The sequence below is a fragment of the Bacillus sp. Je.9.29.b genome (genome assembly GCF_051129925.1).
GTDB classification, from domain to species: domain Bacteria; phylum Bacillota; class Bacilli; order Bacillales; family Bacillaceae; genus Bacillus; species Bacillus safensis.
Genome location: NZ_JBCPSO010000004.1, coordinates 177,918 through 190,541 on the forward strand (window position 1 = coordinate 177,918; position 12,624 = coordinate 190,541).

Below are 12,624 nucleotides of genomic sequence, written 5' to 3' on the forward strand. Positions count from 1 at the left end.
CTTAGCGCCGCTTTATTTTTTTGTGTAAATATGCAACACTGATAAGAAGATCAATTTAAAAGAGAAAGGGTTCAAAAGCGCATGAAAATATTATTTGTTGGAGATATTGTCGGTTCACCTGGCAGAGACACACTGAAAGAATACTTGCCAAAGCTGAAGAAAAAATATCAGCCGCACTTTACCATTGTCAACGGAGAAAATGCTGCTCACGGGAAAGGTCTAACTGAAAAAATCTATCATGAGCTGCTGCAAGCAGGAGCTGATGTGCTCACAATGGGCAACCATACATGGGATAAAAGAGACATTTTCGATTTCATCGATGATGCAGCTAATATGGTCCGTCCTGCTAACTTCCCAGAAGGCACACCTGGAAAAGGTCTCACGTTTATTAAAAAACAAGGAAAAGAATTGGCTGTCATCAACCTGCAAGGACGTACGTTTTTACCGCCAATTGACTGCCCATTTCAAAAAGTAGATGAATTAATTGCGGAAGCATCCAAACGGACACCGTTTATTTTTATTGATTTTCATGGTGAAGCCACAAGTGAAAAGCAGGCGATGGGCTGGTATACAGACGGCCGTGCATCATGTGTCGTTGGAACGCATACACATGTTCAAACAGCAGATAACCGCGTATTGCCAAAAGGAACTGCGTATATTTCAGATGTCGGGATGACAGGACCTTATGATGGCATTTTAGGTGTTGACCGAGAAACGATCATTAAACGATTCAAAACAAGTCTCCCAGTCCGGTTTGAAATTGCAGAAGGCCGCACGACGTTAAGTGCAGTAATCGTAGAAATTGACGAACAGTCGAAAAAAGCTGTCAAAATTGATCGAATTTTGATAAATGATGACCATATTTTCTTTGAATAAATGTTCACATATTTATTTCAGAAAAATATTAATCAGAAAGAAGGAATATGTGCCCTCTATCGTGAATATAGTAAAAATGGTAGGTAGCCTGCTATTTTTGAAAAACATTTTGGGGATGGATTTTCAAAAAAATAGCATCATCTAACAAAGATTGTTCTAATGAACACTCACTTATCCATTGTAAATTTAAGGGGGAGCAGAAATGGAAATTTTAAAAGTTTCAGCAAAGTCAAATCCGAATTCAGTAGCAGGAGCATTAGCCGGCGTTTTACGTGAACGCGGTGCAGCGGAAATACAAGCAATCGGCGCTGGAGCACTGAATCAGGCGGTTAAGGCTGTCGCCATTGCAAGGGGATTTGTCGCGCCAAGCGGAGTGGATTTGATATGCATTCCAGCCTTTACTGACATTCTGATCGATGGAGAAGAAAGAACAGCCATCAAATTGATTGTTGAGCCACGATAATTCTAATTTTATTATTTTCAACCTGCTTACATCATGTAAGCAGGTTGTTTTTGTTTACCGCTATACATTTCTTATATAACATATTCAGTTCGTGAAATAGATAAAAATGACATATTAGAGCTTGCATTTTTTCACCATGATGATAAATTAAGATTAAGTTGAATTTACTTCATCAAAAATAAATATTTAAGTAGGTGAAATAATGTTCGAAGCTTTTTTGAAAAGAGGAAAGCTTGTTTTTATTTTATTTTTTATCGTTCTCATTGCTGGCGGCTATTTATTCGCGCAGCTTCCTAAACGAGAACTGCCAGAATTCGAGGCGAATCTCGTCACGATTTCTACCGTTTTTCCTGGTGCAGATGCAAAACAGGTGGAAAGAGATGTCACCAATAAGCTGGAATCAGCCCTATCTGATATCAACGGTGTAGAGAAAACGAGCTCGGTTTCTGCCATTGGTTTCTCAAATATTGTGCTTGAAATTGAGGACCAAGCCGACTTTCAAAAGGTGGCAAGTCAAATTAAGAATGAAACCACAAGTGCTGCGTCGTCTTTTCCTGACGGGGTGAAGGAGCCGGAAGTAAAGGATGAATTCGGCAGCGTACCGGTTGGCTCTTATATGATTGTGTCGAGTGAATCATCGGACTTAGCAAAGAGTCAGCAATCGCTGCGTGCATTGAAGGAAAAAGTAGAGGACATCAAAGGGGTAGACAGTGTCGTTATCAAAGGCTTCAATGACAAACAAGCGATATTAAACTTAGATTCAAACAAGCTGGAGGGTGAAGGGCTCAATGTAACTGATGTCACAAATGCTATCAATCAGGAATTTGACACATCTCCACTAGGCGATATTCGGGCAGGCAAAGAGAAGGTGAAGCTGTCCATCGATACATATGACGGCTTAGATCAGGTTAAAAAGATTGAGCTTTTCTCAAAAACGAAAAGAGAGCCGGTCACAATTAGTCAGCTTGGCAGTTTAAAAGAAGTAGAAAAACAGAAAAGTGATATTGTGTCGTATAACGGAAAGCCCGCTTATTCATTTACTGTGAATATGAAACCAGGGCTTGATATTCCTAAAATGTATGACAAAGTCAGTGATGTCATTGAGAAAGAAAAGCAGCTGCCAAATGGGGTGGAGTGGGTAGACTACTATTCACAAAAAAGTGAAGTGGATACCATTTTCAATGATTTAATAAAAGAAGCCATTGTTGCGGTCATTGCGGTCATAATTGTTACCACACTTGGACTCACGATTGGCGGGGCGTTTATCGTTTCACTCGCCATTCCGCTATCCATTACAATTGGAACGATTCCGCTGCCATTTTTACAAGTGGACCTCAATCAAATTTCGATCATCGGCTTTATCATTGCTTTAGGGATACTTGTCGATGATGCCATAGTCGTCAATGATAATATTTTAAGACAAATGAAAAAATACGAAAGTCCGCTTAAAGGAACAATTGCAGGGGTGAAAGAAGTCGCAGGGTCCATTTTGACATCAACACTAGCTGTTGTGTTTGCCTTCCTGCCGCTTGTATTCCTATCAGGTGCAAACGGTTCATTTATTCGGGCATTACCGTCTGTTCTAGTTACGACTGTGCTTGCGTCCATGGTGATCTCTCTGACACTTGTACCGGTCTATCAATATACTGTGAACCGGAAAAGAAAGAACAAAAACAGTCAAAAAGAGCCGGGATTCCTAGGGAAACCATTAAAAAGGCTGGCTGATTTCTATGCAGACCGTGTGCTGACAAACATTGTGAAGCGGCCGCTCGTTATTGGACTAAGTGGTTTGCTCGTTGCAAGCCTAGCCTTTTTACTTATTTTCGTCACACCATTTGAATTTTTCCCTGCGGCGAATAAGAAAGAAGTGGTCGTCACTGTCACGCTTCCAAGTGAAACAACATTAGACAAAACAAATGAAACACTAAAGAAAATAGAACAAGAGATCAAACAGCAAAAAGGCATTGAAGAAACGGCGGTTTTTGCAGGCGGCGGTGTGCCGAACCTGTTTAATGAAAGTATTTCAAACGCAAGTGACCACACGGGTCAGGTTGTCGTGAGAGTAGACAATGATCAGATGACAAGTAAGGTATTAATAGATCGTATGACCGAGCCTTTGCGAGAGACATTCAAAGAGGCTGAAATCTTTATGAATACCATTGTACAAGGGCCGCCAACTGGAGCGCCAGTGACAGTAACGGTTGCGGGTGACTCTTTTTCAAAGCTCATTGATGTCAAAGAAACGCTGACAAATGAAATGAAAGACAAAGGGGCAAGCTTGATTACGGACGATGTCAATCAGCCGGTGAAAACGATCTCCTTTGAATTAAACCGCGAGCGGATGGCAGAGGATGGGCTCAGTGCTCAATTTGTCAGCAGACAGCTTGGTCTTGTGACAGAAGGGATTCCATTAGGTACCTTTCAACAAGGAACAAATGATATCGATTTAGTGGTGAAACAGGATATAGGCACACATCAAAATGGTTTAAAGCTAAAAGAAATGAATGTGCCTGTGAAGACAAATGAGGGCGGTATGCCTCAACTTGAGCCGCTTAGCCGATATGTAAAAGAAAAAGAAACAGAGCAGTACGAAAGCATTCCACATGAAAATGGAGTGCCGACCATTACGCTGAAGGCGTATCCCGGTGCATCAGATTCGTTTAAAGACGATATGAAAGAAGTCGTCAATCAAGTGGGAAAAAGTGCTTCAGCGAAGGATTTGACCATTTCACAAGGTGGAGAAAATGAAAATCAGACACAGTTCTTTATTGAAATTAGTCTCTTATTTGCAGTTGTCTTGCTGCTCATTTATGTGACCATCGCATTCCAGTTCAATTCATTGATGCTTCCGCTGTTAGTTCTAGGAACGGTTTACTTAGCCGTATCAGGAGCCATTATTGGACTGTTTGTCACACAAACACCATTCAGCTTTATGGCAACAATGGGAATTGTCTCATTGGCTGGTATTGTCGTCCGAAATGCGGTCGTCCTCTTCGAATTTATTGAGCAGCGGCGCAAGCAAGGGTTTGATCAACAGACAGCTGTCATTGAAGCAGGAAGAGCAAGGATTAGACCGATTCTCTTAACAGCATTTACGGCACTTGTTGCACTAATGCCTGTTGCATTAAGTCATGATCCACTCTTTAAGCCGCTGGCCATCTGCATTGTATCTGGTGTCTTTTTCTCAACAATACTGACATTATTCATTGTGCCAGCCCTATATGTTGCCGTTTCAAAGAAACGCTGACGATGAAAGCAAATCTCCGCTCGAAAGGAGATTTGCTTTTTTTTTAGAAAAATATCCAAAAAAATATGTGGGGTGTTCATTTGTCTTTTTCTAGTAGACAGTGGTATTTACGACTAAAATAAGTCGTGTTAAAATCTGATTGGGAGAAGTTTTTTAACAAAGGGGTTGTACGTCATGTGTGGAACGATGAAAGCAATTGTTAAAAAAGAAAGCGCTTACGGAGCGGTGATGATGGAGATGCCGATTCCAGAAATCAAAGATCATGAAGTTTTAATCCAAGTGAAAGCCACTTCGATATGCGGAACAGACGTGCATATTTATAATTGGGATGACTGGGCTAAGGGAAGAGTCAAAGCGCCCTACATTTTTGGACATGAATTTACAGGGGAAGTTGTTAAAGTGGGGAAGCAAGTCTCACGAGCAAAGGTAGGGGACTTTGTATCGGCTGAGACGCATGTTGTATGTAATCAATGTTATATGTGCTTAACAGGGCAGCAGCATTTGTGCAGTGAAACGAAAATTTTAGGGGTAGACATTGATGGCTGTTTTGCTGAATATGTCAAAGTACCTGAACAAAATGTGTGGCACAATCCAGCTCAAATGCCGGTTGAGCTTGCCTCTATACAAGAGCCGCTAGGAAATGCTGTTCATACTGTAATGCACACACCTGTTTCAGGTAAATCAGTGGCGATTTTTGGCTGCGGACCAATCGGTTTAATGGCAATCGCTGTTGCAAAAGCCTCCGGGGCTGTTCAAGTGTTCGCTGTTGATAAAAATGAATACAGGCTCGATCTTGCCCGAAAAATGGGTGCAGATCATATCGTGGATATTGGAAAAGATGATCCAGTCGCCATGATTAAGCAGCTCACGCGGATGGAAGGGGCAGACGTGATATGTGAGATGTCAGGTCATCCAGCTGCCATTAATCAAGCACTCGAAGCTTGTGCAAATGGAGGAAAAGTCAATATACTAAGCTTGCCAGAACGACCAGTGACAATTGATATTACGAATCAAATTGTTTTTAGGGGATTAACCGTGCAAGGGATCACGGGGAGAAAAATGTTTGAGACGTGGCGTCAAGTATCTGAGCTATTAAGAACGAATACCATTGATGTAAAGCCAGTTGTCACTCATACACTGCCATTTGAAGAGTTCCAAAAGGGATTTGAACTTATGCAAAGCGGTACGTGCGGAAAAGTCGTACTGATGATGCCATCATATCAAAGGGGGAAGAAATGATGAAAGAATTCACGTATTTACAAGATGAATTGGAAACAATGAAGCAGCAAGGCACCCACCAAACTTTGAAAGAGATCGACTCAAAACAATCATCCACTGTTACATTAAATGAACAATCTGTCATACAACTCTCCTCAAATAACTACTTAGGGCTCACCTCACACCCAAGGCTGATGAAAGCAGCAAAAGAGGCAATCGATGAATTCGGTGCGGGTACAGGATCTGTACGTACCATCGCCGGCACAATGACGATGCATGAACGTCTTGAAAAAAAGCTTGCTGCATTTAAAAAGACAGAAGCAGCACTTGTGTTCCAATCAGGCTTTACGACCAATCAAGGGGTCTTATCCAGTATCTTGACAAAAGATGATATTGTCATTTCGGATGAACTGAATCATGCCTCAATTATTGATGGCATCCGATTAACAAAAGCAGATAAAAAGGTATACAGTCATTCCAATATGGAAGAGCTGGAGAAGATTTTGAAAAAATCAATGAATTACCGCGTCCGCCTCATCGTTACAGACGGTGTGTTCTCGATGGATGGAGATATCGCGCCACTTCCTGAGATCGTCAGGCTCGCAGAAGCATATGATGCATTTGTGATGGTAGACGATGCGCATGCCTCGGGCGTGCTTGGTGAGAATGGCCGCGGAACGGTCAACCATTTTAAACTCGACGGCAGAGTGCACATTCAGGTCGGGACACTTAGTAAGGCTGTCGGAGTGCTCGGCGGCTATGTGGCTGGTTCAGCGGTTTTAATTGATTATTTAAAGCATAAAGCAAGACCGTTTTTATTCAGTACCTCTCATCCGCCAGCTGTGACTAGAGCGTGTGAAGAAGCGATTGAAGTGCTGTTAGATGAACCGGAGCGAATCGATACACTTTGGGAGAACGCCGCTTATTTTAAAGAAAAAGTCATCAGCCTTGGATTTCAAGTCGCCCGAACAGAGACACCGATTATCCCAATCATGATTGGAGACGAAGCACTTACTTTTCGTTTCTCAAAGGCTTTAATAGAACGAGGCGTGTTTGCCCAAGGCATCGCCTTCCCAACTGTAGCAAAAGGCAAGGCAAGAATTAGAGCCATCATCACAGCCGAGCACACAAAAGAAGAACTAGACCGGGCACTGACAATCATTGAAGAAGAAGCAAAAAAACTAAACATACTTGATTGAGAGAGCGCAGGCTCTCTTTTTTCTTTTTGTGAAAAATGGTTATGACTAATAGGTAATTTTCATAGAAGAACCGTATATGATTTATTTTCAATTCATCACAAAATAGTCTATACTGTAGGGTGGAACTTGGTTTGAAAGGAGTACAAATTCATGAATGAAGAGCAGAGAAAAGCGAGCGGACAAGTAAGTTCATCGGACAAAAAATCCGAGAAGGACTACAGCAAATATTTTGAAGCTGTGTACATTCCGCCTTCCTTAAAAGATGCAAAAAAACGGGGTAAAGAAGAAGTCGAATACAATCAATTTCAAATTGACGAGCAGTTTCAAGGGTTAGGAAACGGCCGCAAGTTTTATATTCGCACATATGGCTGTCAAATGAATGAGCATGACACAGAAGTGATGGCTGGTATTTTTATGGCGCTTGGCTATGAACCAACAAACTCAACGGAAGATGCAAATGTCATCTTATTAAACACTTGTGCTATTCGTGAAAATGCAGAAAATAAAGTGTTTGGAGAGCTTGGACATTTAAAAGCATTAAAACGTGAAAAGCCAGATTTAATTTTAGGTGTCTGCGGATGTATGTCACAAGAAGAATCTGTCGTGAGCCGTATTTTGAAGAAACACCCGTTTGTTGACTTGATTTTCGGCACGCACAACATTCACCGCCTTCCAGAGCTGTTATCTGAATGCTACCTTTCAAAAGAAATGGTCATTGAGGTTTGGTCAAAAGAAGGCGACGTGATTGAGAACCTTCCAAGAGCCCGTCAAGGTAAAATCAAGGGCTGGGTGAACATTATGTACGGCTGTGATAAATTCTGTACATACTGTATCGTGCCTTACACGCGCGGAAAAGAAAGAAGCCGCCGCCCAGATGAAATTACTCAAGAGGTCAGACGTTTAGCGGCAGAAGGATATAAGGAAATTACCCTTCTTGGTCAAAACGTGAATGCATATGGAAAAGATTTTGAAGATATGGAATATGGTCTTGGCCACCTGATGGATGAGCTGCGAAAAATTGATATTCCGCGTATCCGTTTTACAACAAGCCACCCGCGTGATTTTGATGATCACTTAATTGAAGTGCTTGCCAAGGGCGGAAACCTTCTCGATCATATTCACCTGCCAGTTCAATCCGGAAGTTCTTCTGTGCTGAAACTTATGGCGAGAAAATATGACCGTGAGCGTTACCTTGATCTTGTGCGCAAAATCAAAGAAGCTATGCCGAATGCTTCATTAACAACGGACATTATTGTTGGGTTCCCAAATGAAACAGATGAGCAGTTTGAAGAAACACTTTCCCTCTATCGTGAGGTTGAGTTTGATGCTGCTTATACATTCATTTATTCTCCAAGAGAGGGAACGCCTGCAGCGAAAATGAAAGACAACGTGCCAATGCGTGTGAAAAAAGAACGTCTGCAGCGCCTAAATGCACTTGTGAATGAAATTTCTGCGAAAAAAATGAAGGAATATGAAGGGCAGATTGTCGAAGTATTAGTAGAGGGTGAAAGTAAAAACAACCCTGAGATCCTAGCCGGATATACAAGTAAAAGCAAGCTTGTGAATTTTAAAGCACCAAAAGAAGCGATTGGCAACATCGTCAAAGTGAAAATCACACAAGCCAAAACTTGGTCTCTTGACGGAGAAATGGTTGGAGAAGCTATCGAGGTGAATTAAAATGACACTTTATTCAAAGAAAGAGATTGTCGAGCGTGCAAGAGAGCTCGCTAAAATGATTTCTGAAACGGAAGAAGTTGATTTCTTCAAAAAAGCAGAAGCGCAAATCAATGAAAATACAAAAATTTCAACGATTATTAATCAAATTAAGGCGCTTCAAAAACAAGCTGTGAACTTAAAGCATTACGGCAAACATGAAGCCTTAAAACAAGTCGAAGAAAAAATCGATGCCCTGCAAGAAGAACTGGATGACATCCCAGTGATTCAAGAATTCAAAGAATCACAAATGGAAGTCAATTCCCTGCTTCAACTTGTGGCGCACACGATTTCAAATCAAGTAACAGATGAAATCATTCTTTCAACCGGCGGTGATCTCTTATTAGGAGAAACCGGTTCAAAAGTGAAAAACTCATCACCAAGTTGCTCCATTAAATGAGAAAACCCCGCAGATGCGGGGTTTTTTGCTTTCCTATTAACATTTTTTGAAAAGCACTACCCATTCTTTTTCATGCTTCATCGCCTCCAAACCTCTCACTCTCCAACTTTTCCAATTTTCAAGGCAAGTTTATGGGCGACCATGCATACACTGAAACAGAAATGAATTTAATTGAACATGAAGTTCAAAATCGTGACACACTAGACGAATGCCCAGCATAAGATAAAACGATCAAGAACAAGGAGGCATGCCGGAATGTCTGAATACAGAGAAATTATTACAAAAGCGGTGGTTGCAAAAGGGAGGAAATTCACCCAAAGCACACACACCATTTCTCCATCGCAAAAACCAACCAGCATCCTAGGTGGTTGGATCATTAATCATAAGTATGATGCTGAAAAGGTCGGTAAAACCGTTGAGATCGAAGGAACATTTGATATTAACGTATGGTACTCTTACGCCGACAACACGAAAACAGAAGTCGTCACAGAGCGTGTGAAGTATGTAGACATCATTAAACTGAGATATAAAGATAAAAATTTCCTTGATGATGAGCACGAAGTAATTGCGAAAGTATTGCAGCAGCCCAATTGCTTAGAAGTGACCATTTCTCCAAATGGCAATAAAATTATCGTTCAGGCAGAGCGTGAATTCATTGCTGAGGTAGTCGGTGAAACAAAAATTGTCGTAGAGGTCGATTCAAGCTGGAAAGAAAAAGATGATCACGAGTGGGAAGAAGAAGTGGATGAGGAGTTAGAGGATATTCATCCAGAATTCCTAGCAGGTGAGACAGAAGAGTAAGGAATGACTAGGGCGCATATCCCCCTAGTTTTTTTGTGCCTGATCTAGGAGAAAAAAGGTGATTTTTTATGCTATAATTAGAGATGTTATGAATTCGAAAGTAATATAGTGAGGGATTAGAAATATGGCAAGTTATACGCCCATGATACAGCAATATTTAAAGATCAAGGCAGATTATCAAGATGCCTTTTTATTTTTTCGCCTAGGCGATTTTTATGAGATGTTTTTTGATGATGCAAAGGAAGCCGCGCAAGAACTAGAAATTACGTTAACAAGCAGAGACGGCGGCACAATTCCAATGTGCGGCGTTCCTTATCATTCTGCTTCTGCATACATAGAACAGTTGATTTCAAAAGGCTACAAGGTCGCCATTTGTGAGCAGGTGGAAGACCCTAAAACAGCAAAAGGTGTAGTCAAAAGGGAAGTCGTTCAACTGATTACACCAGGTACTGTCATGGATGGTAAAGGATTAAGTGAAAACGAGAACAACTTTATTGCGTCTGTTACCAGCTTTCAAAATGGGTACGGTCTTGCGTTGTCTGATTTATCAACAGGTGAAAACATGGCAGCTTTCATCGATCGATTAGATGAAGTCGTATCAGAAATTTATTCTGTCGGTGCAAAAGAAATTGTGGTGTCAAAACAGCTGGATGAGGAAACAATCAAAACCCTTAAAGAACGCTGCCAAGCAACTATTTCATACGAAGATAGTGATCAATTATTAGAGGAAGCTGAGCGTCTCGTTTCCCATCTAGACGAAAAGTTAAAAACGTCATTTTTAACACTATATGCCTATTTAAGAAGAACGCAAAAAAGAAGTTTGGATCATCTTCAGAAAGTTCAAGTGTTTGAACTTGAACAAACGATGAAAATCGATCTTTACTCAAAACGAAACCTTGAATTAACAGAAACGATTCGTTCAAAAAGCAAAAAAGGCTCTTTATTATGGCTGTTAGATGAAACAAAAACAGCGATGGGCGGCAGACTGCTCAAGCAATGGATCGATCGGCCGCTTATTCGCCTTTCGCAAATTAATGAGCGTCAGGAAATGGTGCAAATCTTGATGGATCATTTCTTTGAGCGAGAGGATCTGCGCGAACGATTAAAGCAAGTATATGATCTTGAGCGTTTAGCGGGCCGCGTGGCATTTGGCAATGTGAATGCCCGTGATCTCATCCAGCTCAAAGAATCCCTAAAACAAGTACCGGATATTAAACAACTCGTTCATTCATTACCAGAGGAAATGGCAAAATCAAGAGCGAATGAGATTGATCCTTGTGGTGATTTGCTTGATTTATTAGAAGATGCACTTCATGAAAATCCGCCGATGACGATAAAAGAAGGCAATTTGATTAAAGATGGCTACAATGCAAAATTAGATGAATACCGTGATGCCAGCCGAAACGGAAAGGACTGGATTGCACGGCTTGAACAGCAGGAAAGAGAATATACCGGCATTCGCTCCTTAAAAGTCGGGTTTAATAAAGTATTTGGTTATTATATCGAAGTGACACGCGCAAATACACATCTGCTGGAGGAAGGGCGTTACGAAAGAAAACAAACGCTTGCCAATGCAGAGCGGTATATCACACCTGAATTAAAAGAAAAAGAAGCACTGATTCTTGAAGCAGAATCAAATATTAACGAATTGGAATATGAACTATTTACAGCTCTCAGGGAGCAAGTAAAAGGCTATATTCCTAGATTACAGCTGCTTGCAAAACAAATGAGCGAGCTTGATGCGCTTCAATGCTTTGCGACTGTCAGTGAAAAGCGCCGTTATATCCGGCCGGAATTCTCAGAGGATGACGTGGATGTCAAAGATGGCCGTCACCCTGTCGTTGAAAAAGTGCTGGATCACCAGGAATATGTACCGAATGACTGCCATATGGGAAAAGGCAGACAAACCTTACTCATCACTGGACCGAATATGTCAGGGAAAAGTACGTATATGAGACAAATGGCGCTCATCTCGATTCTTGCGCAAATTGGCTGCTTCGTTCCTGCGTCAAAGGCGACGCTTCCAATCTTCGATCAAATCTTTACACGTATTGGTGCAGCAGATGATTTGATTTCTGGTCAAAGTACTTTTATGGTAGAGATGCTCGAAGCAAAAAATGCGATGGTGCATGCAACGAAAAACAGCTTGATTTTATTTGATGAAATTGGACGCGGGACAAGCACCTATGATGGAATGGCTCTTGCGCAGGCGATCATTGAATTTGTTCATGATCATATTGGGGCCAAAACCCTATTTTCTACACATTACCATGAGCTCACTGTCCTTGAATCCCAATTAAGCGAGCTGAAAAATGTTCATGTGCGAGCTGAAGAGCATGAAGGCACGGTCGTTTTCTTACATCAAATCAAAGAAGGTGCAGCTGATAAAAGCTATGGTATTCATGTAGCGCAGCTTGCTGAATTGCCTGATGCCATCATTAATAGAGCCCAGACTATTTTAACGGAGCTTGAGAGCGGATCACATGACGTGACTCCAACCGTATCTGCGGCACCAAAAGCAGAAAAGACTGTAGAAAAACAGCAGCTTTCTTTCTTTGAAGTAGAAGAAAAACCGCAGCCAAAAGCTGCGCTAAAACAGAAGGATCAAGCGGTCATCGACGAATTAAAGTCTTACAACCTAATGGATATGACGCCGCTTGAAGCAATGACAAAGCTGTATGAATTGCAAAAGAAATTATAATGTAGG

9 protein-coding genes are annotated in these 12,624 nt (G+C 41.3%); all 9 read left to right on the top strand.

Features of this window, described 5'->3' with window-relative positions:
- Positions 1-81 precede the first annotated feature (81 nt).
- The 9 genes from AAZR19_RS09745 to mutS all read left to right on the top strand — a co-directional run bounded on the left by AAZR19_RS09745 (position 82) and on the right by mutS (position 12,618).
- The gene (locus AAZR19_RS09745; protein WP_024424109.1) at positions 82-876 is read left to right on the top strand and encodes a TIGR00282 family metallophosphoesterase; all 795 of its coding nucleotides are present in this window, start codon (positions 82-84) and stop codon (positions 874-876) included.
- Between the two features lie 202 nt (positions 877-1,078).
- Positions 1,079-1,339 (top strand): stage V sporulation protein SpoVS, encoded by a 261-nt coding sequence (spoVS, locus tag AAZR19_RS09750; RefSeq protein WP_003211281.1) that lies wholly within the window; start codon positions 1,079-1,081, stop codon positions 1,337-1,339.
- A 202-nt stretch (positions 1,340-1,541) separates the two neighbouring features.
- The gene (locus tag AAZR19_RS09755) at positions 1,542-4,586 is read left to right on the top strand and encodes an efflux RND transporter permease subunit (RefSeq protein ID WP_434702974.1); all 3,045 of its coding nucleotides are present in this window, start codon (positions 1,542-1,544) and stop codon (positions 4,584-4,586) included.
- A gap of 174 nt (positions 4,587-4,760) precedes the next feature.
- Positions 4,761-5,825, top strand: a complete 1,065-nt coding sequence (gene tdh / locus AAZR19_RS09760; protein WP_163115125.1) for an L-threonine 3-dehydrogenase — start codon at positions 4,761-4,763, stop codon at positions 5,823-5,825.
- Entirely contained in the window at positions 5,822-7,003 is a 1,182-nt protein-coding gene (locus tag AAZR19_RS09765; RefSeq protein ID WP_117612523.1) for a glycine C-acetyltransferase, read from the top strand. Before tdh ends, AAZR19_RS09765 begins: the two co-directional genes overlap by 4 nt.
- A gap of 150 nt (positions 7,004-7,153) precedes the next feature.
- The gene (gene miaB / locus AAZR19_RS09770) at positions 7,154-8,680 is read left to right on the top strand and encodes a tRNA (N6-isopentenyl adenosine(37)-C2)-methylthiotransferase MiaB (protein ID WP_434702977.1); all 1,527 of its coding nucleotides are present in this window, start codon (positions 7,154-7,156) and stop codon (positions 8,678-8,680) included.
- A gap of 1 nt (position 8,681) precedes the next feature.
- Positions 8,682-9,116: a RicAFT regulatory complex protein RicA family protein gene (locus tag AAZR19_RS09775; protein WP_008358013.1), complete on the top strand. Its 435-nt coding sequence runs from the start codon at positions 8,682-8,684 to the stop codon at positions 9,114-9,116.
- A 255-nt stretch (positions 9,117-9,371) separates the two neighbouring features.
- On the top strand, positions 9,372-9,917 hold the full coding sequence (cotE, locus tag AAZR19_RS09780) for an outer spore coat protein CotE (protein WP_024424105.1): 546 nt from the start codon (positions 9,372-9,374) through the stop codon (positions 9,915-9,917).
- A 124-nt stretch (positions 9,918-10,041) separates the two neighbouring features.
- Positions 10,042-12,618: a DNA mismatch repair protein MutS gene (gene mutS, locus AAZR19_RS09785; protein WP_434702979.1), complete on the top strand. Its 2,577-nt coding sequence runs from the start codon at positions 10,042-10,044 to the stop codon at positions 12,616-12,618.
- Positions 12,619-12,624 lie beyond the last annotated feature (6 nt).